This window comes from Azospirillum soli (genome assembly GCF_017876165.1).
In the GTDB taxonomy this organism is placed as follows: domain Bacteria; phylum Pseudomonadota; class Alphaproteobacteria; order Azospirillales; family Azospirillaceae; genus Azospirillum; species Azospirillum soli.
Genome location: NZ_JAGINQ010000040.1, coordinates 1 through 24,766 on the forward strand (window position 1 = coordinate 1; position 24,766 = coordinate 24,766).

The following is a 24,766-nucleotide window of genomic DNA, read 5'->3' on the forward strand; positions in this document are numbered from 1 at the left end:
CGCCAGCGGCCATCCGATCACCAAGCTCGATGAGCTCCTGCCCTGGGGCCATACCCGGCAGGCGGAACCCGCCGTGGCCTGAGAACACCGCTTACTCTGTACACGAGATGTTGGGATGTTATCGGACAGGAACGCCGGGCTGTATTTGGCTAACATAGCCTCTGATGTCCCGTGCGAGGACAGCCCATTCCAAGATCAGCGATTTTTGACAACCAATGATTACACATAGCTGCAAGATTGAGCGAACTCGTGGGGTCACTCTGCTTTCCAAAAGCCAGCACTATACATAGGGAGGATAGATGGTTACGCGTTTTCGCCCAGAATGCGGAAATTCCGAAAATTTCCCCTGTTTCAAGGCAATTAGCAAAGCTTTAATCACTCCTGGAACCTCTACAACGCTCATTCTTTTAATGAGAGTTCTATCCCCATTTTTCACAGAAACTGTTTCGGTAAATTCATCGAATTTCCCCATTGAAACAACAAATAGAAAATAATACCCAAAGAAAGCCCCCTGCGTTACCTCGGCATTATCTGCGCAATCTGTTTGTGGTTGTACAACGATATCTTTCATGCGCAGAGAGCCATTATCGATGACAAGCCCCTCCAACGAACATAAGATCAATCTCATCTTCGATGGAAGTGCAGCGGAGGGACCCTGTAAAAGGTATCGCCGAATATCCTCCTCTTCTTCAGGAAGAAGCTTTACTCGACCGAAAAAATCCATATCGGAGACGGACATGCGCCATATCACAGATACAAAAAAGTACAAAATCCTTCCAGAATCCCCAGGAACGCTGATGAATTGGTGTCCTGGCGACGAGGAATCTGGCGCCAATGTAATTGACCGGTAACTGTTTACTTTTTTATCTGACAATTCTGTAGCAACATAATTCTCCTGCTCCTGGAACAGTATTTCACATTTTCGACAAAGAAGCCTTTGCCAATATCCGGTCGATCGCTTGCGCGGCTTAACTCTTGGATCTAAGCTTGTTTCAAACAGGCGTCCTTGCTTCTCCAAAGTAAACGTATGCTTATAACAAAAATCTGGTATAATATGAGACTTGCAGAGCGGGGCGATGCACTGGCAAAGCGCGCACACCCCGACGTTATCGCTCTTCATTTTTACCATTTACCGTATCGCAACCGTATTCTCATGGCCGGACAATGCCAGTTGGACTTGTGGATACATAATGGGAAATTACCACAACCGATTGAGGAATGCAATTTTATTCGCGTGGCTTCGAATGCAATTACCTATAATCGCAATCATGCATCATGCTGATAATAGCTACATTAGAATATTATTTGGATAACCCAAGCCTCGCTCCTAATTTCGCAGCCCACGCAGCCAAGTAATCTCCATTATTTAATTTTTCTCGACAGCAAAGGACTTTCCGATAGCGCTGGGCGAAAAAAATATCGAAAAACCTTTCTATTGCCCTTGCCTCCCAGGAACCTCCATTTTCTACTAGCCCGTCCAAAAGGGTGGCAAGGTGCTTTTCCATCTCAAAAAACCCGCAGGGGCGGCGATAGATCAGGGCAAGGCTAGACAAAGCGTGCTCACCGGAATGATCGACGCTCACCAGCACCAGAGGGATCCCATTTTTTGGGGTGAATATCGCGATCAGGCATGGCCTCCGACAGCGCCCCACCGTCGAGAATGCGCGACCCGGCTTCAGGAGGCAAAGCGAGCTGGCGACATGCACTGCCGGCAGTTCCTTTGCCATCAGCCTAACCACCGCCATCATCGGTTCGAGTTCCCCTAAATCATCTGGTCCTGCGGGCTCAAGCAGGCGGAACTCGATGGGTGGCAAGGAGGTGGAGGAGTCTTCCTCCGCGACACTGACGCTGGTCTGCAGTCGCCGGGGATACTGTCGATCACGTGGCGGTCGGGATTTTTCCCGTTCCGGAGCATCTTGTTTCAATGGCGTGGCAGATCGCGCCTTGAGGATCACCCTTTCAATGGGGATGGTCCGATCAAACGTCCCCATTTTAGCCGGGGCATGGAGCGCGGTCTGGTGAGTGTTGGTGCGGCTGCCGGCAGCCGTAACGTCAATGCCAAGCTCATGGGCATCTGCCGGTTCTGCTGGCGTGGAAAAATCGTTTTCATTTTGGCGCAGTGATTTGAACCCGGCAGGACGGAACGGCTTCGCCTCGCGGATTGAAGGATGCGAATAGCGCAAGCGATCACAAGGAAAACGCTTGCCACTCATGGAATTGATCTCCAGGACCAGCACCGTAGCCTTCCACTCAATGGCGCGCACAGCCCAGACCGAGTCGAACAAATGTGGAGGTGTGAAGCTTACATATGGTTGCCCCGCTGTCCTCACCCTGACACTGTCCCATGAGTGCCGGCCTTCCAAATCCACGGCGGTCCAGGCGAATTCGCTGGCAAAGGGATCTGACAGGCAGTTGCGCGGCATCCCGCGGGTGAAACGAAGGTGCAGGTCGGGATAGAAGCCCGGCGCCTCCGGGCTAAAAAGTTCCATGATCCCGGTGGAGCGCATCAGCGCGTTCGCCATGGTCTTGTTGTGCAAAAAAAGATAGCGGACCATTTCGACGGTCGGCACCAGGATCACCCGATCGCCTTGACAGTAGCGGAGCAGGTGCTGAATGCCGGTGGGATGCTCTCCAAACGAAAAGACTTCAGGCGGAATTGCCTTGGTCGTCACCTCCTCAGCGGCCCCGACGTCATCAACGCGCAACACCAGAGAACACCCGCGGTTGGGCGTCCTGCTCTGGCAGCCTTCGATGAAGACCCTACCTGGTGCCAGCAGCGGCAGCATCCCGATCGGCAATGGCCAAGGTTTCAGCCTCTCCGTTTCCATGTCCCTGGTGACGGTCAAAACCTGCCAGCCACGCTGTGCATCCTCGCGGAAGCCAACCAGCCAAAAGACCTCCAGCGCATAGGCGTGTTTAAGAAATTGCCGAACCAGGGTCATTGCGCCTCCAGGATGGCCGCCATGTCCGCCAAAGCCGCTCGAATGAAGGGAATGGAAGCGGAGGGCACCCCAGACAGCTTTCGAACTTGCAGGATCGACGCAGTTACGGCGGCTTCGCCAAGGTCCGCAAGGGCCTGCCCGATAAGGCGCTTGTGGAATGCTTCCGTGGTCTCGGTCACCTCGCCGAGTGCGCGCAGGGTCTCCGGGAGCCGGTCTCCCCAGCGGTCGGTATCGATCATCTTGCCCAACCGTATCTTGATCGCGTTCCTCGTGACCCTGCGCCGCGGCGTCTCGTTCAGCATCTCAGCCGCCGCATGCCGGATGCGGACGGCGAGGTCCAGATCCACCGTTGGCCAGTCGAGCGTTTCGGGGCGCATCCGGCGGTGCGCCGGGGCAATCAACGACGCCGTCATCCATGTCCGTGGTTGGCGACGCTGAATCGCGGTCTCTGTTGGCGCGTGTTCGGCAAGACGGTCACCGTTCTGGGGCAGGTCGTCGCGGGGGGTGATACGCCGGCGGCCCGCAGTCGCACTGGGGGCAGCCGTCGGAGACAGTCGCGAAAGACCGTCCAGCAGCAGGTCAAACAGGATGTGGTGCAGGGGGTGGACCGGTGGTCCGTGCGGATTTATTAACGACGAGAGCCAACCGGTGCTTTGTGCTTCCTTCAGAACCGATTGGAGGGGGCGGGCGAAGGTGACATACGCCTCACACAAGCGTCGGAAATTCAACCGTTTTGGTCCGTCCGTCAGCCCGAGTTCGGCCAAGGCGCTCAGACGGACTTCCGCGGAACTGGCGGGCGGCGGCGCGTCAAGCAGCTGACGCGACCGCCGGGCGATCTCCTGGAGCAAGGCAAAACAGGAACCGTCCACCGTCCAGGCTGGTCGGGGAATGTCGCCGAGGTCGGCAACCTTCGGCGCCGTGACCAGATGCTGATGCTCGGCGGTCGTCGTCGGCGCGTTGAAGACGACGGTCAGCGGCACACCATGGTCGGGACAGACCAGTACGCCGGGCAGTTGATGCGCACGCCGCCAATAGGGCTCGCCGTACCGCTCCGTAGCTTCAGCTGCGCAGAGACGGCAACAGCGCAGGACCGTGGAGAAATGAAGCGGGTTGGCCGCGATGTCCCAGGTGGCAAACCTTCGCTCCGCAGAGCGCTCGGTCATCGCGTCCAACATCGCCTGCCGCACCGGTGGCGGCTCATAGGCGACGCAGTAGGGATAGAAGGTGGCCGTCATCGCCAGCCGTGTCGGCGTGAGGCGGCGGTCGGGCGGCAAACGGCGGGCGAGGTCGCGAAGACGCCCGACCAGGAAGGGTGTAAGGCGCACGCTCCGATCACCGAAGAGTTCGCCCATCGTCAGCTTCGGGCTGTCGGCGCCGGTGTGGCGGTGATAGCGCGCCACCACGCTGTGCAGCAGCTCGTCGGGGTAGATGGTCGGGAAATAGGGCAGCATCCGGCCCTCACGCGGCGAAGTCGGCCATCGGCGGCCTGATCACCCCCGCATCAAGGAACGCCGCATGAACGGTCTGCTCCCCGGATTTTGCTTGCGCGGCGATGGCGCGCAGATCGTTGGCTTCGAGAGGCGCCGGCGGGACTCCCTTCGCTTTGCTGACGCCGCGGCGCTTCGCCGGCTTCTTCTCCGGCTCACGCCCCTGGAGCTTGTCCATGATCCGGGCGAGAAGATCCATTGGCGCGAGATCAGGCGCTTCGGCAAGAGCTTCGGAGAGTGCTAGTTCGGCGAGCTCCGGCGTCAGCCCGATCGCTTGCAACGCGTTCAGGGTGGCTTCCCGGACCTTCCCCTCGTCCCTGACGGGCGTCCGACCGGATGCACGCGGTCCGACTGTTACGGAGGGGGCCAACCGCGTCGTGGCGTTGTCAAGCGCCTGCTGAACGAAAGCGTGCAGCGGGCTCAGGTCATCGTAGAGAACGAGGGCCTTCATGTCGTTGGCTCGCAACGCCTCGATCATGGGGGCGACGAGCCTGAAGTTTTCCCTGGCGACGTGCCGGAGCAAACCGGCCCCCAATCGCTCGGGGCGGTCGCGCAGGGCACCGAGTTGGATGGCGTGGACCTGGCTCAGCATGAACAGCTTCACCACCAGATCGACGATCCCCTGCGTCTCGTCGTACAGGACATGACGGAGTTCATCGGTCAGGGGCGTGTGCTCCCGCGTCCATTGGAAATCCCACATGCGCTCGACGAACTGGTCCCAGGCCGGACCCGGCGGAAGGCGCTCCCACGTCAGGCTGCCCATGCCGCTGGCCCGCCGCGCGTTGCGGAACGCGCCCTGCAGCAGGGGAACGGCGGCCAGCGTGCCAATGATCATCACCGGGATGCCGATGGTGTTGACCAGCGTCACCAGAAAGTTCAGCAGATCGTCCCGGCTGGCCCCAGGGGCTTGGCGCAGGTGCTGAATCTCGTCGACCACCAAGGCGCCCAGCGCGTGCAGTTCGGCCACATGGGCCATCCATGCCATCATCTCGTCCACCGCAAAGCGGCTGGCGCCGTACTTACGCCGGTAGCGCGTGCCCAACAGCTTGTCCATCTCGGCGAAGAAATTGATACAGAGCTGCTTGGGCGAGCCCTTGTAAGGGCAATCCAGCTTCAACCAGACGACCTGCTCCAGGCTGAACGGCTGTGCATGATGGATCGTCTGCGGATAGAGCTTCAGCACCCGCTCGATGCCGCGGCTCTTGCCGATCCCGGAGCAGCCGACGATCGCGAATCCGTTGGCCGTCGCTTCGACGGAATGGCGTGGGACGATGCCGAGATCGTTCTGCTCAAGGCGGTCGTAGGAGTTCTGGAGCCTGCGAACGTAGTCCCCGTTGGCCGGGTTGCGTCCGAGATAGCCCTGGCGGACCAGCATGGAAAACCGTGATTCCAGGAGAATGTGGCGGTCCAGTGGATCGAAGTAGCGTCCCAGTCGCTGAACGCAGTGGGCGCGCAGATGGGCGGAGTAGCGCCTTTCGGCTTCGTCGAACAGCGGCAGGTCAGTCAGGCGCTCCAGCGCCTCGGCCGCGGACAGGATTGGCGGCAGCCGGTTGATGAAGGGGTTGTCCCGGTATTCCGGCAGGGTGATCGGTTCGTCATCGCCGTCCGTCGTCATCCGGTCCCTCCGTTCGCTGCTTGCGCATCTCACCCGCCGTGGGCAGGCTGAAGTCGTCCTCGTCCGGCGGCTTGGAGATGAGCGGCACGACATTCCCCCCGCTTGATGGCGCGGCCGGGTCCTTGCCGATCCGGAAGGCCTCACGGTCCTGGTTCTCGCGCCGTTCCTGCTGCCGGTTCTCCCGGATGCCCTTCAGCTTCTGACGGTCGCTGCCGGATTCCGCAGGAGCCGCCGCATGCTTCGCCTCGGCAGCAGAGATGATGTCCTTTGCCGCTTGAAGGAGATCGATCCGCCCCTGAAGCGCGCGGGGCTGGTGAGCGTTCTGCACGCGGCGTTCGTCCTGCCGCATCTGGTCGATCTCCCACAGCGTGCGGTCGCGGTAGGCGGCGCTGCGGTCGGTCATCGCGCAGGGGATGAATTGAATGCGGCCGCGATCCTCGTCGTGCAGGAAGACCTCGTTCATGCAGCGGGGATCGTAGGACACCTGCACCGTCCAGGTTCTCCGCTGCCGTGCACGCTCGAACCAATGCTCGGCCATGGCCTTCGCGCAGGTGTAGTAGCAGCCGTAGAAGCGGATGCCGTGCATGGTGACGGTCGCCTCGTCCGAGGGCAGGACGCTCAGCGTTACGAGGTCGGCCGGGTAGGACCGCAACTGTCCGCTCCGCCGCGCGACGCCCCACTCCCACAACTCGATGGGGATCGCCTTGACCTCCTCGGCGATCATCTGACGGTCCCGGGGGTAGTCGCGGATCAGGTGCTGGGTGTTGTAGTAGAGCACGCAGTGGATGATGATCGCGGTGAACTCGTCGATGTCGAGCTTGGCGTCCAAGCGATAGTCGCGGGCGCCCCGCTCCTGGAAGTCCACGTCGATGTAGCCCGGCGTGTAAGCACGGAACTTCGTGGGCAACAGCCGGAACCGTTGCTCGACGATGCCCTTCCAGTCGGCCCGGTAGGGCGCGGTGTTCTCCACCTCGACATGGAAGTTTTGGATCAGCGTCTCGACGGACGAACCGACCATCTCGCCACGGTCGCCGAGGAGCCGGTCCGGCATGTGGTGGCAGGGCCAGTCGGCCTCTTCGATCTCGATGTCGAACTGGCGGCAGTAGGCCACCTTGTCCGTCGCGGCGTTGGCGATCGCCATCATGGCCCCGACCCAGGAGGGTCCCTCGAAGCCGATGTAGAGACCGACGATCATGCGGGTGAACACGTCGATGACGACGTAGAGCACCGGGCGGCCGACCAGCTTGTTCCGGTTCATCCGGGAGACGAGATAGATGTCGGCGATCGTGGCGTCGATCTGGTACCGGGAACCGGGGCCGAAAACCTCGGCCGTGGAGGTGTTCAGCAGTGCCCGTAGATCCTTGTCGTACACCCGGGGCGTGCGCCGCTGGCGTTCGATGCGGAAAACGTCGTTGTCCTTGTCGAACCAATAGCGGAACTGGCGTAGCGTCGGGTGCTCGGCACGGACGATGGCTCGCTGCCGACCGGTCTCTTCGTCGAGCCGGAGATCGGTGAAGTGGTCGTTGATGAGTTCGTCGTAGCAGCCGGCCATGTCGAGCCGGCGGTTCGCCGCAAAGTAACGGGTCACCGTGTCGCGGAACAGGCCGCGCATCCCGGCGTCCACGTTGACCCCGACGATGCCGGTCGTGCTGACCCGGCCCCGCTTCTTCTCGGAAACCGCCTTGGCTTTGCCCCTGCCGCCGCAACGGTCGTAGTCGGGCAGGAGCGCGTTCGGCGACATGCCTCGTTGCCAATAGCGGCGGAGCTGCCGGTAGAGAGTAAAGCGGTTGCTCCCCGTCTCGACCACGACGCGTTGAACCAGTTTCGACCGTTGGTCGGGATGGAAGATGGCCGGCACTTCTATGACAAGGGGGCGGACCAGCTTCCACGCGGCATCGCGATGTGCCCTGTGATTCTCGGGGATGGCCGCTTCGTTGAGCGGCGCCAGCCAAGGATCGTCGGCGACGTCGGCCAGCAGGGCATCCGAGCGCAACCGATCGACCTCCTCCGACCGGCGGAACACCGGCATCGCCGCCCCGTCGTCGATATCGATCATGAAACAGCCGCGGCCGAGTGGGTCGAGCCACAGCACCCGTTCCGTCCGCTCCTCGGCGACGAAGGCGACCAGCCTGTTGATGATGAGAGGATTCACGCCAGCCGTCTCCCCTGGCCGGGCTCGGCGAGCCGCAGCCACGTCAACGGGGCGTCGTAATCCAGGGGCCTGGTCATATCGCAGACGAGAACCCGCGTCGCGATGAGATGACGGACCAGCATCAGGGCCGTGGCCGAAGGCAGGTTCAACCGAAGGTCCATTTCGGCGCAGAACTGGTGGAGAGACAGGTACGTCCGCGCCGGCACCTCGCGGGCGATCAGCGCGGCCATTTCGGCGTAGTAGCCGGGGTAAGGCTGCGTCAGGTCGACGACCGACGCGTGCTTGTGAATGCGACCGATGTTTTCCGCGTAGATCGTGGGGATGTCGGCATCGGTGACGATGCCCCAGCCGACTCCCTGTTCCGCCCAGTAGCGACGCTCGATCTCCTGCTTCTCGATGATCCGATCGTTCTCCAGTTTGTCGGCCGGCTTCGCGGAGCGCGCGATCAGGACCCTCCGCCCCTCCCGCACCACATCGCACAGGAAATCGGTGGTCATCACCAGCGGGGTTTTGGTCGTGGTGTCGCGGGGATGCTTGATGCCGACTCGCTCGGCGATGGCCTGGGTGACCGTCCGGTCGAGAGGAAACTGCTCCCGGATGTCGATCACCGACTCGGACCAGTCGAGGACGTAGAAGAGATCGCGCTCTATGTCCGACAGAAGATGGTGGACCCGTCCGGTCTTCAGGCCGCGGGGTCGATGCGTGCGGCCGCTCGATGGTACGTCCTGGACGGTGAGCCAAGGCTTGTAGTCGGCACCGACGCCTGTGCCCCGCCCCTCAGCGTGGAAGCGGGCGATCTTCCCCTCGTCAAAACTGTACCGGCTGCGCCCCATGCCGTCACTCCGCGGAAAGGCCACCCCCTACGATGGTAAATCTTTCCCAGCAAAGCGCAAGATGGGTTGACCGGAGCTTCATCGGCCTCCTTATGATTGCAGGGGAACATTCATTTCCAAATTTCACCGGGACTCCATGCCTCTGCCGAGCTGAAGGTGGCTCGTCTCACGTTATCTCGCGAACGAGGGTTGCACCAAGTAGGCTGGCGCCTTGCCTCAGAGACAGGAGACGAGCCACCTTCAGCTCGGCATTGAGATGGGGTCTAGGACCGCTCCCTGGTCGGATCATCCAAGAGCTTGAGGGCTTGATCCAGCCAAGCGCCGGGTATGACGTCCATCGCCCGACAGTAGCGAACGAAATCGATGAGATCGAGTCGGCGTTCCCGACGCTCGAGCTTTGAGACCTGCGACTGGTCCGTCCCCATGGAGCGGGCCAAGTCCCATTGTGTGATCCCACGCCGCTTCCGCTCCGCAACCAGTTCGCGGAGAAGCGCTTGGTACTCGTCTCCGAACTTGTCCCGGTTGCCCACGCGCTCCTCCGAGGCGGTGGACAGCGGATAGGGCAAGTTGGAATAATAGGACGAATTGCCCTATTCGCGGACGCCGCTCGGCCGGCATCCGGGAGCCAGGAGCGCCACGCCCTGGTCAACCTCGCGGAGCATCGCCATGGCGCGTCAGGACACTCGGATGGAGAAGAGAGCCGCCGAGCAGCTTTTGGGCGGTGATCCTGGCAAAGTGGCCGTCAAGACGGCCCTTAAGGTTGCCGTTGGTGGCGCCGTCCTAATCGCTCTCTTGTTCGGGTTGGGGGTTGCACTGAAATGGGGAGCAGTCGCGATCATCGGAATTATTGTCGGCTTCCTCTGGGGCATCGGCATGATCGCGTCGCTTTGGGTGGTTCTCTTCGGCTTAGCCAACCGCCGTTCCTTTAAGCGCGCTGTCGCGGCGGTGCAGGCCGGCGACATCACGGTGAGTTGGTTCTTCTATAGTAGTGGGATCGTGGTGGTGGACGAGGTCGGCCGGAAGCTCTTCGTCAACGGTGCCATCCACGACTTTGCCGCCGTGAAGGCGATCGAGTGGACGACGTTGGGCCACCCGGCTCAGGTCCGGATTGTGCTGCGCTCGGGCGCCAATCCGGTTCTCGCTATTCCTCTCGGCTCAAGCGACGACGCATCGCTGGTCGGCCATCGCCTCCACAACGTGTTAGGCAACGGTGCGGGCGAAGCGGCTCAGCCGGTCACGGCCGCCCATGGTGAGGTCGCCACCGTCCTGCATCGCTAGCAAACCGGCGCGACAACGGCCTGACGCTGAACCCGGAACCAGTGCGCCCCCACCCCACCTCCCTGCCGGTGCCAAGCCGGTGAATTTTCGAGCGGCGGAGCGCCACGCTCACGCTGTCGGTTCATTCCGGTGGAGCGTCAGATGAGGCGCGCAGGCCACCGCCATGCACCGAGGCCAGTGGAGTTCAGGCGCGGAACGCGGCTTTGAGCACGGCGGAAATTGCGGCGGCGGACAGGCAACCGACGCGGTGCCCCACTTTGTGAGCGCGATCTCCTGGGACCACCGTATCGGCCGGGTAATCTCATTCGTTGGAGAGTGCCAGGGGAAGCTTGGCCGCATTAGGCTTGTGCCGAGCGGAGGCCCCATCGTTCCTCTGCGCATCGCAATAAGAAGGATCCCCTGAATACCCCCCTTGGCGCATCGGTAAAGCGGCGAAAGTGAGGGGCCTGGAAAGTGCTTGATGCGGTGTTTGACAGTGCCGGCCGGCGGGACCTGAAGCACCGCTCGGGGCTCGTGAAAAATTGGACGGCGGGAGCGACTGGCGGTGGCGTCCCCCACCGTCACGACTCAACGGGGTGACGAGCGGCACAGGCTGCAGCGGCCCGCGGTGCCGATCAGTGGCCGCGCACTTCGGCTCGGGAAAAAGCAAATGGCGTGCGCGCTCAGTGAATGGATGTAAAGGCGAAAGTGGCCGATTTGCAAGGGATAGGCTATCTGAAAAAATGGAGCGGCGGCCCGGGGGCAGCAGCCAAATGAAACACAATATTTCGCGCGGCACATTCTTTCTTCAGGTGACCGCTTTGCTTCGTCTGTTGCACTCTCCTTGATTCTTGTTCATGGTGCGGGGGCGCCGAATCGGCATGTGCAACGTGGTGGAGACCCGCAAGATGAGATAATCGTATGACCGGGCGCCGGACAGCAGAACGCCTCGTCGGAGAAGGACGAGGCGTTCCCGACGGTGCAGCGGTAGCTGCCCATCCTGCTGCAAAGCGCCAGCACTCCACTGACCGTGACCACAGGTGGCCGGCTCGCACCGGTTCCGCCCTGAGGGACTGTTTGCCCGCAGCGTGGTAACCGTACCGCTTCCGGCTGCCGTGGTCAATAGTATCCTGTATGTAATGAGGATAGACCATGCCCAACAACCGGACGAATCAGAAGACACAGTGTCAGGCCCGCCGCTCGCAATCCGTATTCTCGGCGAGCGCCGCGATGAGCATTTCCGCTCCATTATTCCACGTTCGTCTTTTCCTGCGGGCGCTCTGGAGTTTTTCGCGCGTCACATCATTACGCCGGTTTACCGGAAGCTCGCCGGACGCCGCTCGCAAGCGTGACAACGGGTAATCACCAATCCTGAAACGATGCCGCGCCGGCCCCTGAGAAGGGGGCCGGCCCCTGTCTGGTTCACGAGCGGCTCCGCTCGAAACTTTGGGGCTGTGGTCACAAACGAAGGGTACTCGGTCGCCAAGTTGCTCGATGCGCTTCGCCACAAGCGCATTGTGCCGATCATCCAGGGGTGCGCCGACCAGCACGGAAACACAAACTTCGACTGTGATGCCTGTCGGCAACGGGCGCTTGCCGAAGCGCGAGCTTGGCTAGGAGCAGACTTTTTTGTCCATGTGTAAACATTTTTGTCCATGTGCAGGCTTTTTTGTCCGCCAACAAAAAATCTAATTTTTGTCACGGCTATTCACGTCGTTAACTTTAAACTAACCAAACATTTTATTCGGCGGTTAAGCAGGTCCTCCGAACCTCTCGGTGAAAAAGCACGCCGTAGGTTTTGAGAGGTCCGACATGGCAACCGATGCGACTGGTCTCGTGGATGTCACCTTCGCGGTGAACGCTTGGGGGCAGCCAGCCGGCGGCAAGTGGCCGCACTTCGTCCTGCGCCTCGATGGGGTGGAGATCGGACAGGCGACGGTCGCCTCGGCGACGCTGGGGCGCTACACCTTCACCGCGAAGGTGCCGGCCGATCAGGCCCACAAGCTGCAACTGCAATACGACAACGACGGCTTCGTGAACGGGGAGGACCGCAACCTCTTCGTCAAGTCGTTCGAGGTGAACGGCACCTCCATCCTTAGCATCGATCCGTCGGTGAAGTACGACACCGGCGACATCGACGGGCTGAACGTCATTGCCGGGCAGACGGAAATGTATTGGCGCGGCGCGCTGAATGTCGATCTGCCGAAGACCCTGTTCGCCGCCGCCCCGGCGCCGACGCCCACCACCCCGGAGACCATGACCAGCGAGATCGTCGTCTCAGCCTGGGGCGCCGCCGCGAACGGCACGCCGCCGCACTTCAAGCTGCTGGTGGACGACAAGGTGGTCGGCGACGCCTGGGTCAACGCGTCCAGCCCCACCGATTACAAATTCAGCGTGTCCGTGGACCCGAACGAGGCCCACAAGATCCAGGTCCATTACGACAACGACGCCACCGTCAACGGCCAGGACCGCAACCTGTTCGTCAAGGGCATCCGCATCGACGGGCAGGAGATCAAGGCGACCAGCCCGCTCGCCTCCTACGACAAGGGGCCGGTGGACGGCAAATACGTCGTCGCGGGGCAGGAGGGGCTGTACTGGGGCGGCGCCCTGACCTTCGGCGTGCCGGAGGAATATTTCGGCGGTCCCTACGTGCCCCCGCCGCCCCCGCCCCCGCCGCCGGTCACGTCCTCGGCGGACATCGTCGTCACCGCCTGGGGCCAGTCGGCGGGCGGCGTGGCGCCGCATTTCAAGCTGCTGGTGGACGGCAAGGTGATTGGCGAGGGCCGCGCCACCTCCGGCACGGCGACGGAATTCGCCTTCAAGGCCGACGTGGACCCGACCAAGGCCCACACGATCCAAATCCACTACGACAACGACAACACGGTGAACGGTCAGGACCGCAACCTGTACGTCAAGTCGGTGCAGATCAACGGCCACACCGTCGCGGCGACCGACAGCATCGTCACCTACGACAAGGGCGCGGTGGACGGCAAGGACGTGGTGAAGGGGCAGGAGGGCCTGTATTGGGGCGGCGCGTTGAACGTCGCCGCACCGGCCGAGCTGTTCCAGCCGGCGCCCCCGCCGCCGCCTTCGGCCCCCGGCGAACCGGCCTTCTACGTGGCGGCCAACGGCAAGGACACCTGGTCGGGCACACTGTCCGCCCCCAACGCCGACGGCACGGACGGCCCCTTCGCCACGCTGGAGCGCGCCCGCGACGCCATGCGGTCGAGCGACATCGACACCACCTACGTGCGCGAGGGCACCTACCGCCTGACCAAGACGCTGGAACTGACCTCCCTGGACAACGGCAACGCCTTCAAGAACTACCCCGGCGAAAAGCCGGTGCTGAACGGCGCCGAGAAGGTCACCGGCATCACGGCGGAAGGCAACGGCGTCTTCTCGGCGAAGCTGGCCAGCGCCACCGACCTCGACCTCACCATCGGCGGCGAGCGGCAGACGCTGGCGTCGAAGGCCCTGTTCCAGACGGGCGAGGTCACCTCCGGCTGGTACTTCGCCGACGCCGCCAGCGCGGGGCCGAGCGGCTGGTCGATCCGCTACCACACCGGCGACGTGTCCAAGGCCGATCTGGCCGCCGGTACGAAGATCCAGGTGATGGACACCGAACGCCTGTCCGACACGCTGACCGAGGTGACCGGCATCGACGATGCCACCCGCAGCATCACGCTGAAGAACGGCGCCTCTCTGCCCTTCACCGAGGGGTCCACCTACAAGCTGCTGGGCAACGCCGCCTTCGTGGATCAGGCGGGCGAGTTCGCGTGGCGAGCGTCGGACGGGCGCGTCGTCTTCAAGCCGGCCGATCCCGCCCATCTTGAGCAGGACGGCGTGGAGGTCGCCCGGCTCGGCACGCTGATCCGCCTGAACGGGGCCAGCAACGTGACCGTCGAGGGGCTGGGCTTCACCAACACCACCACCCACGGCAACGCGCTGGAACTGGTGGGGGCGTCGAACAACCACATCGGCGACAATAGCTTCCTCAACGTCGGCACGGCGATCAAGCTGAAGGCGGCCTCCTCCCTCAACCTGATCGGCGGCAACAGGCTGGACCATCTGGCGGTCAACGGCATCGACCTGGAAGGCCGCAGCAACGGCAACACCATCTACGCCAACGACATCTCCCACATCGGCGAGGTGCGCAAGGCGGTGGCCGGCATCATCGGCACCGGCGTGGACAACAACATCATCGCCCACAACGACGTGGATTCCAGCGCGCGCTACGGCATTTCGCTGAAGAACTGGGATTCCACCAACATCAACCGCAACAACGTCATCGAATACAACCGCGTCACCAATACCAACCTGGAGACCGCCGACGGCGGCGCCATCGAAATTCTGGGCCGGTCCAGCGTGGACACCGGCAACGTGGTGCGCGGCAACTGGGTGGAGAGCGTCGGCGGCCTCGCCACCAGCAACACCGACCAGTGGCTGACCAACCACAAGGGCTTCGGCATCTATCTGGACGACATGGCCGGCGGCATCACCGTCACCGGCAACTTTCTGAAGAACACGGGCTGGGCCGGCGTGCACATCCACGGCGGCGACAACAACCTCGTCACCAACAACTTCTCCATCATCGCCAGCAACATGGAGGAATTCATCCGCGTCGGCTGGGCGCCCAAGCACGGCGACCCCGGCCTGCCGCGCAACAACACGATCACCGACAACGTCATCAGCGGCACGCTGCCGCTGGACGACTACATGGAGCTGCTGACCGCGGGCAACCCGGTCATCGACCACAACCTCGTCCACAACGTCCCGCGCTACGGCGACAACGACGTGACGGGCAAGCCGCTGTTCAAGAACCCCTATTACGGCGACTATTCGCTGCTGCCGGACAGCCCGGCGCTGGCCATGGGCATCCATGACCTCGCCTGGACCAGGATGGGGGTCGACGGCTACGCGGTCAGCGACGCCATGCCGCACTTCTGGGACGCCTACTAAAGCGAATTTGCATTCGCTTTAGATCCAAATGGCCTCACTTGCCGGCTCTCAGCGGATGCTGTGGCATCCGCCTGCCGCCAGCGGGAACTTCGTTCCCGCGAGAGGCCGGGCTTCGGACGCATGGGCGTCCGGGCCCGCCGTCGCGGTCCAGAGCGGATCACTATCCGCTCTAATCGCCTTTTCCGTGGATCAAACGCGGGCGGAGCCTTGTTCTTATGGGGAATCCCCATGGGTGAGGAGGCCCCGCCCGTGTCCTCTCGTCTTTCGCCAATCGCCCTTCCGCTGATCGCCGCCGCCGCGCTGCTCGGCATGACCGCCTGCGCCGACCCGGCCAACGACACCGCCCTGGCGGCGCAGAGCGCTCTGGTCGGCATGCCGAAGGGCACGTTGCTGTCCTGCGCCGGGGTGCCGGAACGGCAGACGGCCAGCGGCAAGCTTGAGTATTTCACCTACCAGGCCGGTTCCGTCACCTACTACGCGCCGTCCCCGCCCATCGGCTACGGCTGGAGCCGGCGCGCCCTGGACTACGATCCCTGGGACTACTACCCGCCCTTCCCCGGCGACGTGGTGGACCAGCGCTGCGAGGCGACCTTCACGCTGGCCGGCGGGGTGGTGGAACGGCTGGTCTACCGCGCGTCGTCGGCGCGGGCCTGCGTGGCCATCGTTCAGAATTGCTTGGCCCTCGTGCCGCAGCGCACCATATCGAAAGGCCCCCAGTAAGAGATCCCGACACCGATGCCCCGTTTCAGAGCCCTGGTCCTGACCGCCTGCGCCGCCGTCTCCCTCTTCGCCGCAGGGCTCGCCCCGGTTCACGCCCAAAACACCGTCCAGAATCCTGACGAAAAGCCGAAGTTCGGCCCCGACGCCGTTCCGATCACCAAGGACCACGAGTATCTGCGCAAGGCCGCCGCACCGGATTACTGGGCGCTCAGCCCCTACTACGTCCATCAGGCGACGGGCAGCGCCTGTTCGGTCGCCAGCGTGGCGATGATGATCAACGCGTTGCGCGGCCTGCCGCCGCTCGCCACCAACCGGCTGGTGACGCAGCAGCGGATCCTGAATGAGGTGGACGACGACCTCTGGAAGACCGCCTCCGCCGAGAACGGCGACGGCGTCTCCTTCGCCGATTTCCAGGGCTACGTGCGCCGTTCCGTGGATGCCTTCGCCCTCGACGCCGAGGTGGAGGTCTTCCGGCCCAAGGACAGCTCTCCGGAGACTCTGGCCGAGCTGCGCCGCATCCTGAACGAGAACGAGCGCACCGACCGGGACATTATCCTGCTCGCCTACGACCAGGGGACGCTGACCGGCGACGCCACGGTCGGCCACATCGCCCCGCTCGGCGCCTACGACGCCGCGACCCGGCGCGTGCTGGTCATGGACGTGGACCGGCTGTGGTACGTCCCCTACTGGTCCAGCGACGAGAAGCTTCTGGAGGCCATGGTCAAGCCCGACCGCGGCGACCCCACCGGCAGCGGCCTGATCCGCGTCCGGCTGAAAAACGGGATTTCGGGCTGATACCGTCCAAAGCAAAACCCCTCTCCCATCCCTGGAAGAGGGGTTTTGCTTTGGAAGAAAGACCTACCGCAGCGCGGGCCGGACCTCGCCGGTGCAGGTGTTGCGGTAGTTGAGAAGTCCGGCGATGAACACGGGCTGCCAGGAACAGGCCGTCTGACGCATCGTCGAGATGCCGGGGCTGTACTGCTTGGCGAACGTGAAGGCGTGCGAGGGACTCGTCGCGGCCAGCGCGGAAACGGCCAGGGCGGCGCCGGCAACAAGCACGCGGAGCGTCGTGGTCATCGGGGAGTTTCCTTCCATCGGTTCGTCGTTGGGAGCATTCTGGGCAATCCAGACGCGAGGCCATGGATAAAGCGGCGCGCCTCCCCGCTTCTGTTGCGCGCTTCACAGAGGCCGTCATTTCTCCGGAAAAACAGGTGGATCGGCGGTCACAGGGCGCACGCATGGCCGCGCGGCTTCCGCGTCCCCCTATTCAGTACACCACCCGTGAACCCAGACAGGCTCTTCGCTGTTCAAAACGGCACGCCCCTTTGGGATTCCTCCGATGCTGTCCACCCGTCACGCCGCCGCCTTTGCCGCAGCACTTCTCCTTCCGCCGCTTCCGGCCCTCGCCCAGCAGCCGCCGGGAGGCCCGCCGCCGACGGTGATGACCGAGGTCGTGCGCCAGCGCGACGTCACCCCGACGGCGGAGTTCATCGGCCGCGTCCAGGCGATCCGCGATTTCGAGGCGCGCGCCCGCGTCGAGGGCGTGATTGAGCAGGTCGCTTTCCAGGAGGGCCAGAACGTCACCGCCGGCACGCTGCTCTACGTCATCGAGCAGGCCCCCTATCAGGCGACCCTCGACAGCGCCAAGGCCGACCTCGCCCGTGCCCAGGCGCAGCAGCGGGAGGCCGAACGCGCCTTCCAGCGCGCGCAGGAGCTTCGCTCACGCGGCAACATCTCCCAGGCCGACGTGGATCAGGCGCAGGCCAACCGCGAAACGTCGGAGGCCGACGTGATGCAGGCCCAGGCCAAGCTGCGTCAGGCGGAGCTGAACTTCAGCTACACCCGCATCGCCGCCCCGTCCGACGGGCGCATCGGCGCCACGGCGGTGACGGAGAGCGACCTCGTCAATCCCTCCAGCGGCCCGCTCGCCACCGTGGTGCAGCTCAACCCGATCCGCGTGGTCTTTTCGGTCAGCGACCGCGATCTGTTGCAAACTCAGCGTATGCTGCCCGGCCAATCCCCCTCCGAGACGGTGGACCAGTTCGTCCCGGCCCTGCGGCTGGCCGACGGCTCCGAATTTCCGGACAAGGGCAAGGTCAGCTTCGTCAGCAACCGCATCGACCCGCAGACCGGCACCATCCCCGTCTACGCCGACTTCGCCAACCCCAACGGCCTACTCCTGCCCGGCCAGTACGTGACGGTCCTGATCCGCCCGGCCCAGACCGAACGGCAGCCGGTCGTCCCGGTCGCGGCAATCCAGCAGGACCAGCAGGGCAGCTACGTGATGGTGCTGGACCAGCAGAACCGCGTGCAACGCCGCCCCATCGAGACCGGCCCCCAAATCGAGCAGCAGATTGCCGTGCGCAAGGGCCTGTCGGAAGGGGAGACGATCATCGTCGGCGGCGTGCAGAAGGTCCGCCCCGGCTTGACCGTGCAGCCGACGCCGGCCACCCAAACCGCCGAACAGCCGCCAAAGGGCTAAAACCATGTTCTCCGGCCTGTTCATCCGGCGCCCGAACCTCGCCATCGTCATGGCGCTGGTGGTGACCATCGCAGGTGCCTTGGCGCTGCTGTTCATCCCCGTCGCGCAGTTTCCGCCGATCACGCCTCCTTCGGTGCAGGTGACCGCCAGCTACCCCGGCGCCAACGCGCAGGTGGTCGCCAACAGCGTCGCCGCCCCCATCGAAGCCCAGGTCAACGGCGTGGAAGGCATGCTCTACATGTCCTCCACCAGCACCGACACCGGCGCTTACACGCTGACCGTCACCTTCGCGCCGGGCACCGATCCGGATCTGGCCCAAATCAACGTGCAGAACCGCCTGTCGCTCGCCACGCCGACCCTGCCGCCGGAGGTGTCGCGCCAGGGCGTGACGGTGCGCAAGCAGTCGTCGAACATGCTGATGGGCATAAACATCTATTCGCCCGGCGGGCAGTTCGACCCGATCTTCATTTCCAACTACGCCAACATCAACCTGCGCGACGCCATCGCGCGGGTGCCGGGCGTCGGCGACGCCCAGGTGATGGGTGCCCTGACCTACGCCATGCGCGTGTGGATGGACCCGGCCCGCATGACGGCGCTGGGCATCACCTCCACCGACGTCGTGAACGCCATCCTGAACCAGAATCTGCAAGCCTCGGCCGGTCAGATCGGCGCGCCGCCGGTGCCGGACGGCCAGCAGCAGCAGTTGACCATCCTGGCGCGCGGCCGGCTGGATGACCCGCAGCAATTCGCCGACATCATCGTCCGCACCAACGAGAACGGCGGCCTCGTGAAGCTCGGCGACATCGCGCGGGTGGAGCTTGGCGCGCAGAGCTACAGCGCCTCCTCCAAGCTCGACGGCAACCCGTCCGCCACGCTGGTCGTCTACCAGTCGCCAGACGCCAACGCGCTGGACGTGGCGACCGCCGTCCGCGCGGAGTTGGAACGCCTCGGCACCCGCTTTCCGGAAGGGCTGGAATACGCGGTGGTCTTCGACACCACCAGCTTCGTCAGCGCCACCATCGACGAGATCGTGCACACGCTGCTGATCACCTTCCTCCTCGTCGTGGTGGTCATCTACGTCTTCCTTCAGGATTGGCGGGCGACGCTGATCCCGACGCTGGCGATTCCCGTGTCGATCATCGGCGTCTTCGCGGTGCTGCTGGCCCTGGGCTACAGCGCCAACACCATCACGCTGTTCGCGCTGGTTCTCGCCATCGGCCTCGTGGTGGATGACGCCATCGTGGTGGTGGAGAACGTCCGCCGCGTGATGGAGGAGCATCCCGACCAGCCGGCCCCCGCCGCATCGCGCATCGCCATGGAGCAGGTAACCGGCGCCATCGTCGCCTCCACCCTGGTGCTGGCCGCCGTCTTCGTGCCCGTCGCCTTCCTGCCCGGCATCACGGGGGAGCTGTACCGGCAGTTCGCGGTCACCATCACCGTATCGTTCCTGATTTCCGGCTTCGTCTCGCTGACTTTGACACCGGCGCTCTGCGGCCTGCTGCTGCACCCGCCGGGACGGCCCTGGCGGGCGCTGGCCGCCTTCAACACGGGGCTGGACCGCGTGCGCGACCGCTACAGCGGGCTCGTTGGCTGGCTGTCGCGCAAGCTCGCCATCGGCCTGCTCGCCTTCGCGGCGCTGGCCGTGGCGGCCTTCCTCGTGCTGCGCGCCCTGCCCACCGCCTTCCTGCCGTCCGAAGACCAGGGCTATTTCTTCGTGAACGTGCAGCTGCCCAGCGCGGCGTCGCTGACCCGCACGCAGGAGGCGATGGACCGCATCTCCGAAACCCTGCGCGAGACACCCGGCGTCGCCCACGTCATCTCCGTCTCGGGCTTCAGCATCCTGAGCGGTGCGGCCTCCAACGTCGGCCTTCAGATCGCCATCCTGAAGCCGTGGGGGGAGCGCCCGGCCGACCAGCACATCGACGCCATGCTCGGCCGCCTGCGCCCGCAGCTGGCCGCCATCCCGCAAGCCAACGCGACCGCCTTCAACCCGCCGTCCATTCCGGGCCTGGGCAGCACCGGCGGCTTCGACCTGCGGGTGCAGGCGTTGGGCGGGCAATCCCCGCAGGAGCTGGGCGCGGTGCTGCGCGGCCTGCTGGTCGCGGCCAACCAGGACACACGCCTGTCCGCCGTCTTCAGCACCTTCAGCCCCGACGTGCCGCACCTGTTCGTCGATCTGGACCGCACCAAGGCGGCGCTGCTCGGCGTGTCGCCCGGCGATGTGTTCAACACGTTGCAGGCCCATCTGGGGTCGCGCTACGTCAACGACTTCAACCTCTACGGCCGGGTCTTCCAGGTTCAGGTGCAGGACGCCGCCGAATACCGCGATCAAACCCAGGCCATCGACCAGCTCTACGTCCGCAGCGCGTCCGGCGATATGGTGCCGCTGCGCAGCATCGTCACCGTCCGCACCACCCTCGCCCCGGACAGCGTCATCCGCTACAACCAGTTCCTTGCCGCCTCGGTGAATGGGCAGGCCGCGCCCGGCGGCAGCTCCGGCCAGGCGCTCGCCGCCATGCAGGAGGTGGCGGGGCGCACCCTGCCGGCGGGCTACGCCACCGAATGGACGGGCCTGTCCTATCAGGAAAGCCGGGTCGGCAACCAAAGCCTGATCATCTTCGGGCTGGCCGTTCTGTTCGGCTATCTGTTCCTGGTGGCGCAGTACGAGAACTGGCTGATCCCGCTGGCCGTCCTGCTGTCGGTCGCCATCGCCGTGCTGGGCGCCGGCATCGGCCTGTGGCTCGGGAAGATTGCCAACGACATCTACGCGCAGATCGGCCTCGTCCTGCTGGTCGGCCTCGCCGCCAAGAACGCCATCCTGATCGTGGAGTTCGCGCGGGAGCAGCGGGCGGCGGGCCATGGCATCGTGGACTCCGCCGTCACCGGTGCCCGCCAGCGCTTCCGCGCCGTGCTGATGACCGCTCTGGCCTTCATCCTGGGCGCGGTGCCGCTGCTGATCGCCACCGGTGCGGGTGCGGCCAGCCGCCGGTCCATCGGCACGACGGTGTTCAGCGGCATGACCGCCGCGACCGTGGTCGGCATCATCTTCGTGCCGGTTCTGTTTGTCGCCTTCCAGCGCCTGACCGAACGCCTGCGCCCGCGCCGAATGGAGCCGGGCGGAGAAGCCCACCCGTCTCCAGCAGAGTGAGTCGATCTACTTCGTTTCCTGGCTGCTCAGGTCCGACGGATTCTGCGAGCGCGTCGGCTCGTTCCCCATGTCCGGTTCGCTCGCCAACCAGTTCGGGCGCGGCACCGGGTTGCCCTGGAGGTCCGGGGGAGCGGCCCGCACGGCGGCCAGCGCCTCTTGCAACTCCGCGCTCTGGGTGTTTCCGCTGGTCGATTCCTTGGGCGAGCGGATGCCCTGCGCGTTGGGGGGCGGCTCCTGGCTCTGCTGCACGGCGGGGTCTTTCGCCAGCGCATCCTTGGTCGTCTCCTGCGCGACCACGCCGGTGGCAACCAACAGGACGGTGGCTATCGAGAGAATGACGCGCACGGTGTGTTCTCCTTCCTCAGAACGGCAACGCTTTCCCTTTCAACAACACGGCGGCGGACCAAGTCTCCCGCCGGAGCGTTTCATCCATCATGGACACGCCGCATCTGCCACCCCTGTTCCGCCCTTGCCCCCTGGACCGGGACGACCCCTTCGTCGCCGCCACCGCCCGCGCCGTCGCCCACACCGACGACGGTGAGGAGGCCGGCACCCTCCTGTGGTCGCGACGGCCCGACCGGCTGGACCTCGCCATCGTGCTCGGCCCCGACCGCCCGCTGTCGGAAACCCGGCTGGTCGTCGCGGTGACCCTGATCGCGCTGGCCGACGCGCTGGAGGCGCTGGGTCCGCCCACCCTGGCGGTCAACTTCGGCTGGCCCGACCGGCTTCTGGTGAACGGCGCGCTGGCCGGCGGCGTGCGCTTCGCGGCGGCCCCCGACGCCCTGGAGGACGAGGTTCCCGCCTGGGCCGTCGTCGGCGCGACCGTGGACGTTCTGGGCGACCCCGACGACCCCGATCCCGGCGAGCACCCCGACCGCACGGCGCTGCGCGAGGAAGGCTTCGGCGACGTGGAGGTCCCGGTCCTGCTGGAGAGCTTCGCCCGGCATTTCCTGTCCTGGATGGACATCTGGGAGGACGCCGGCTTCCAACCGGCCCAGGTGATCTGGCAGCGCCGCCTCGACCGGCCCATCGCGCTGCCGGACCTGGGCGCCGCCCTGCGAACCCCGACCTGGACCCTGCCCGAGCGGAGGAAATCATGACCCAAGACATGACGGACCGCTCCGAACGGCTGAGCGTCGGCGTCGTCGTCGAACGCCAGCGCATCGACAACCCCTGGACCGACGCGCGCTGGCGCGTGATCGGCCTGCTGCCGGGCGTCCCCGACCTGCCGCCCTGGAGCGTGCTGGAGCAGGTCGGCGACCGCACCCGCTACTACGCCGGGGCCGGCGAGATCGCCCTGCACCCGACCGAGGCCGAGAACTACAAGGACAACCTCGATGGCGCCCGCCCGTCGGCTTACGTGATCCTACGCCCCGGCGGGGAGGATCCGGGCCTGCGGCTGTTGTCCGTCACGGTCGATCCCGGCGAGGTCGATGCCCATTCCGACGCCGGCGACGACCTGATCGAGGCGGTGTCCCTGCCCCCGGCCCTGGCGATGTGGGTGCAGGATTTCGTCGCGCGCCACTACGTGCACCGCCCCTTCTACAAGCGCCAGCGCGACCGCGCCGACCCCGAGGCGCTGGCCCGCCGCCGCCCCCACGCCGCTCGCCCGGTAACGCACCCGGAGGACGATCATGGCTGACAGCGATGCCAACGCCGATGAAGGTTTCCTTGGCCGCTGGTCCCGCCTGAAGCGCGAGGCCCGCGAGGAGCCCCCGGCGGCGCCGGCCCCCATTGAGGAGCCCGCGCCCGCCGAGGAACCCTTCGACCCGTCCACCCTTCCCCCGCTCGAAAGCCTGACCGCCGACAGCGACTACACCGCCTTCCTCGCCCCCCAGGTGCCGCAGGAGCTGCGCCTGCTCGCCCTGCGCAAGGCTTGGGTCAGCGACCCGAAGATCGCCGATTTCCGGGGCTTCGCCGAATACGACTGGGACTTCAACGCCCCCGGCTACGGCCAGCTTCTCCCGACCGACAACATCCGCGAGATGGTGGAGAACATGTTCCGCGAGGAACCGCCCCCCGCTCCGGAAGAGCCCGTTGCCGTCGCCGGCGCCGAGGCAGAGGCGGAGGAAACGGAGACGGAAGAGGTGGTCGAGGAAGAAGCGGCGGCAGCCCCCTCCCCCCTCCGGGGAGAGGGTTAGGGCGGGGGACTCCCCACTCCCGAACCTCCGGCAAACACCCATTCCGCATTACCTCTCCCGCCCAGCGCTGGCGGAGCCGCGCGACTTTTGCCGTTTGGCACTGTTGTAGCTTGAGGACCGGAGTTTATCCGGCCCCCGAGAAAGCAATCCGAGGCGGGGCAATACGGGGTGACGGTATGGCGGCTTTGGCCGAACGGGATGTTGCGGACACCGTGGAGGACGCCGATCTCCTCCGCGCGCAGGCTTATACGCTGCTCGCTCAACTGCTGGCGCGACCACCCTCGCGCGCGCTGCTCGACACCATCGCCGAACTGACCGGCGACGGCACGCCACTGGGCCAAGCCATCGACCGGCTGGCCGAACGCGCCCGCGCCACCTCCGAACAGAAGGCCGAGCGTGAGTTCCACGCGCTGTTCATCGGCGTGACGCGCGGCGAGCTGGTTCCCTTCGCCTCCTACTACCGCACCGGCTTCCTGAACGACCGCCCGCTGGCCCGCCTGCGCGAGGACATGCAGGCGCTGGGGATCGAGCGGGCGCCCGACGTGTCGGAACCTGAGGACCACATCGCCGCCATCTGCGAGATCATGGCCGCGCTGATCTCCGGCAGCCTGGGTTCGCCGGATCTGCACCAGCAGAAACGCTTCTTCAACCGCCACCTCCTCCCCTGGGCCGGCCGCTTCTTCGCCGACCTGGAGGAGGCGCACGGGGCGGATCTCTACCGGCCGGCCGGAACCATCGGCCGGCTGTTCCTGCACATCGAAACCGACGCCTTCGCAATGCTCGCGCAAGCCGCCGAACAAGAACATCGGGAGGGCACGATCCATGCGCCGTAAGGACGAAAAGACCGGAATCGAACGCCGCGACCTTTTGAAGGGGCTGGGGCTGGGCGCCGCCGGGGCGGCCGCTGCGGCCCTGACCACCGCCGGTGCGGCCGAGGCGGCGGAAACGCCGCAGGAACAGGTCAAGTCGCGCTACCGCGAAACCGACCACGTCAAGCGCTTCTACGCGCTGAACCGCTTGTGACCGCGAG

At 64.7% G+C, this 24,766-nt stretch carries 20 protein-coding genes; 11 read left to right on the forward strand and 9 right to left on the reverse strand.

The window, feature by feature from the left end:
* Positions 1-280 precede the first annotated feature (280 nt).
* From J2852_RS30120 to J2852_RS32475, 7 genes are all read right to left on the reverse strand, one after another.
* Positions 281-1,120, reverse strand: coding sequence for a hypothetical protein (locus J2852_RS30120; protein ID WP_209882812.1), 840 nt, complete (start codon positions 1,118-1,120; stop codon positions 281-283).
* A 181-nt stretch (positions 1,121-1,301) separates the two neighbouring features.
* Positions 1,302-2,942: a hypothetical protein gene (locus J2852_RS30125; RefSeq protein WP_209882813.1), complete on the reverse strand. Its 1,641-nt coding sequence runs from the start codon at positions 2,940-2,942 to the stop codon at positions 1,302-1,304.
* Positions 2,939-4,393, reverse strand: coding sequence for a TnsD family Tn7-like transposition protein (locus tag J2852_RS30130; RefSeq protein ID WP_209882815.1), 1,455 nt, complete (start codon positions 4,391-4,393; stop codon positions 2,939-2,941). Before J2852_RS30130 ends, J2852_RS30125 begins: the two co-directional genes overlap by 4 nt.
* Before the next feature lie 7 nt (positions 4,394-4,400).
* Positions 4,401-6,044 carry an ATP-binding protein gene (locus J2852_RS30135; protein WP_209882816.1) on the reverse strand — a complete coding sequence of 548 codons (1,644 nt, stop codon included), beginning with the start codon at positions 6,042-6,044 and terminating at the stop codon, positions 4,401-4,403.
* The gene (locus J2852_RS31855) at positions 6,025-8,196 is read right to left on the reverse strand and encodes a Mu transposase C-terminal domain-containing protein (RefSeq protein WP_209882818.1); all 2,172 of its coding nucleotides are present in this window, start codon (positions 8,194-8,196) and stop codon (positions 6,025-6,027) included. The genes J2852_RS30135 and J2852_RS31855 overlap by 20 nt, the downstream gene beginning before the upstream one ends.
* Positions 8,193-9,029: a TnsA endonuclease N-terminal domain-containing protein gene (locus J2852_RS30145; protein WP_209882820.1), complete on the reverse strand. Its 837-nt coding sequence runs from the start codon at positions 9,027-9,029 to the stop codon at positions 8,193-8,195. Before J2852_RS30145 ends, J2852_RS31855 begins: the two co-directional genes overlap by 4 nt.
* Positions 9,030-9,292: 263 nt before the next feature.
* Entirely contained in the window at positions 9,293-9,559 is a 267-nt protein-coding gene (locus tag J2852_RS32475) for a helix-turn-helix domain-containing protein (protein ID WP_209882822.1), read from the reverse strand.
* 136 nt (positions 9,560-9,695) lie between these two features.
* Here J2852_RS32475 and J2852_RS30155 point away from each other — a divergent pair, with 136 nt between their 5' ends.
* The 4 genes from J2852_RS30155 to J2852_RS30170 all read left to right on the forward strand — a co-directional run bounded on the left by J2852_RS30155 (position 9,696) and on the right by J2852_RS30170 (position 16,760).
* Positions 9,696-10,307 (forward strand): hypothetical protein, encoded by a 612-nt coding sequence (locus J2852_RS30155; protein ID WP_209882824.1) that lies wholly within the window; start codon positions 9,696-9,698, stop codon positions 10,305-10,307.
* A gap of 1,791 nt (positions 10,308-12,098) precedes the next feature.
* Complete coding sequence (locus tag J2852_RS30160) at positions 12,099-15,245, forward strand: carbohydrate-binding domain-containing protein (RefSeq protein ID WP_209882826.1); 3,147 nt, start codon at positions 12,099-12,101, stop codon at positions 15,243-15,245.
* Between the two features lie 249 nt (positions 15,246-15,494).
* Complete coding sequence (locus J2852_RS30165; protein ID WP_343206853.1) at positions 15,495-15,965, forward strand: hypothetical protein; 471 nt, start codon at positions 15,495-15,497, stop codon at positions 15,963-15,965.
* A gap of 15 nt (positions 15,966-15,980) precedes the next feature.
* Positions 15,981-16,760 carry a phytochelatin synthase family protein gene (locus J2852_RS30170; RefSeq protein WP_209882830.1) on the forward strand — a complete coding sequence of 260 codons (780 nt, stop codon included), beginning with the start codon at positions 15,981-15,983 and terminating at the stop codon, positions 16,758-16,760.
* A 63-nt stretch (positions 16,761-16,823) separates the two neighbouring features.
* Here J2852_RS30170 and J2852_RS30175 read toward each other — a convergent pair whose 3' ends face one another.
* Positions 16,824-17,042, reverse strand: coding sequence for a hypothetical protein (locus J2852_RS30175; protein ID WP_209882831.1), 219 nt, complete (start codon positions 17,040-17,042; stop codon positions 16,824-16,826).
* Between the two features lie 262 nt (positions 17,043-17,304).
* Between J2852_RS30175 and J2852_RS30180 the strand changes: the two genes are divergently transcribed.
* Positions 17,305-18,447: an efflux RND transporter periplasmic adaptor subunit gene (locus tag J2852_RS30180; RefSeq protein ID WP_209882833.1), complete on the forward strand. Its 1,143-nt coding sequence runs from the start codon at positions 17,305-17,307 to the stop codon at positions 18,445-18,447.
* 4 nt (positions 18,448-18,451) lie between these two features.
* Positions 18,452-21,595 carry an efflux RND transporter permease subunit gene (locus J2852_RS30185; protein ID WP_209882834.1) on the forward strand — a complete coding sequence of 1,048 codons (3,144 nt, stop codon included), beginning with the start codon at positions 18,452-18,454 and terminating at the stop codon, positions 21,593-21,595.
* Positions 21,596-21,601: 6 nt separating this feature from the next.
* Here J2852_RS30185 and J2852_RS30190 read toward each other — a convergent pair whose 3' ends face one another.
* On the reverse strand, positions 21,602-21,940 hold the full coding sequence (locus tag J2852_RS30190) for a hypothetical protein (RefSeq protein WP_209882836.1): 339 nt from the start codon (positions 21,938-21,940) through the stop codon (positions 21,602-21,604).
* A gap of 89 nt (positions 21,941-22,029) precedes the next feature.
* On the opposite strand from J2852_RS30190, the gene J2852_RS30195 reads away from it, so the two are divergent.
* The 5 genes from J2852_RS30195 to J2852_RS30215 all read left to right on the forward strand — a co-directional run bounded on the left by J2852_RS30195 (position 22,030) and on the right by J2852_RS30215 (position 24,759).
* Entirely contained in the window at positions 22,030-22,695 is a 666-nt protein-coding gene (locus tag J2852_RS30195; protein WP_209882838.1) for a biotin/lipoate--protein ligase family protein, read from the forward strand.
* Positions 22,692-23,237 (forward strand): DUF3305 domain-containing protein, encoded by a 546-nt coding sequence (locus tag J2852_RS30200; RefSeq protein WP_246500090.1) that lies wholly within the window; start codon positions 22,692-22,694, stop codon positions 23,235-23,237. Before J2852_RS30195 ends, J2852_RS30200 begins: the two co-directional genes overlap by 4 nt.
* Positions 23,230-23,736: a DUF3306 domain-containing protein gene (locus tag J2852_RS30205; RefSeq protein WP_209882840.1), complete on the forward strand. Its 507-nt coding sequence runs from the start codon at positions 23,230-23,232 to the stop codon at positions 23,734-23,736. The genes J2852_RS30200 and J2852_RS30205 overlap by 8 nt, the downstream gene beginning before the upstream one ends.
* Positions 23,737-23,912: 176 nt before the next feature.
* Positions 23,913-24,569 carry a TorD/DmsD family molecular chaperone gene (locus J2852_RS30210; RefSeq protein ID WP_209882842.1) on the forward strand — a complete coding sequence of 219 codons (657 nt, stop codon included), beginning with the start codon at positions 23,913-23,915 and terminating at the stop codon, positions 24,567-24,569.
* Complete coding sequence (locus J2852_RS30215; RefSeq protein WP_209882844.1) at positions 24,559-24,759, forward strand: twin-arginine translocation signal domain-containing protein; 201 nt, start codon at positions 24,559-24,561, stop codon at positions 24,757-24,759. The genes J2852_RS30210 and J2852_RS30215 overlap by 11 nt, the downstream gene beginning before the upstream one ends.
* The last annotated feature ends 7 nt before the right edge of the window (positions 24,760-24,766 follow it).

Bases quoted from the DNA above. Each gene is read 5' to 3' on its own strand.
- J2852_RS30120 (WP_209882812.1), bottom strand. From the start codon at position 1,120: ATGAAGAGCGATAACGTCGGGGTGTGCGCGCTTTGCCAGTGCATCGCC.
- J2852_RS30125 (WP_209882813.1), bottom strand. From the start codon at position 2,942: ATGACCCTGGTTCGGCAATTTCTTAAACACGCCTATGCGCTGGAGGTC.
- J2852_RS30130 (WP_209882815.1), bottom strand. From the start codon at position 4,393: ATGCTGCCCTATTTCCCGACCATCTACCCCGACGAGCTGCTGCACAGC.
- J2852_RS30135 (WP_209882816.1), bottom strand. From the start codon at position 6,044: ATGACGACGGACGGCGATGACGAACCGATCACCCTGCCGGAATACCGG.
- J2852_RS30145 (WP_209882820.1), bottom strand. From the start codon at position 9,029: ATGGGGCGCAGCCGGTACAGTTTTGACGAGGGGAAGATCGCCCGCTTC.
- J2852_RS30155 (WP_209882824.1), top strand. From the start codon at position 9,696: ATGGCGCGTCAGGACACTCGGATGGAGAAGAGAGCCGCCGAGCAGCTT.
- J2852_RS30160 (WP_209882826.1), top strand. From the start codon at position 12,099: ATGGCAACCGATGCGACTGGTCTCGTGGATGTCACCTTCGCGGTGAAC.
- J2852_RS30170 (WP_209882830.1), top strand. From the start codon at position 15,981: ATGCCCCGTTTCAGAGCCCTGGTCCTGACCGCCTGCGCCGCCGTCTCC.
- J2852_RS30175 (WP_209882831.1), bottom strand. From the start codon at position 17,042: ATGACCACGACGCTCCGCGTGCTTGTTGCCGGCGCCGCCCTGGCCGTT.
- J2852_RS30180 (WP_209882833.1), top strand. From the start codon at position 17,305: ATGCTGTCCACCCGTCACGCCGCCGCCTTTGCCGCAGCACTTCTCCTT.
- J2852_RS30185 (WP_209882834.1), top strand. From the start codon at position 18,452: ATGTTCTCCGGCCTGTTCATCCGGCGCCCGAACCTCGCCATCGTCATG.
- J2852_RS30195 (WP_209882838.1), top strand. From the start codon at position 22,030: ATGGACACGCCGCATCTGCCACCCCTGTTCCGCCCTTGCCCCCTGGAC.
- J2852_RS30200 (WP_246500090.1), top strand. From the start codon at position 22,692: ATGACCCAAGACATGACGGACCGCTCCGAACGGCTGAGCGTCGGCGTC.
- J2852_RS30205 (WP_209882840.1), top strand. From the start codon at position 23,230: ATGGCTGACAGCGATGCCAACGCCGATGAAGGTTTCCTTGGCCGCTGG.
- J2852_RS30210 (WP_209882842.1), top strand. From the start codon at position 23,913: ATGGCGGCTTTGGCCGAACGGGATGTTGCGGACACCGTGGAGGACGCC.
- J2852_RS30215 (WP_209882844.1), top strand. From the start codon at position 24,559: ATGCGCCGTAAGGACGAAAAGACCGGAATCGAACGCCGCGACCTTTTG.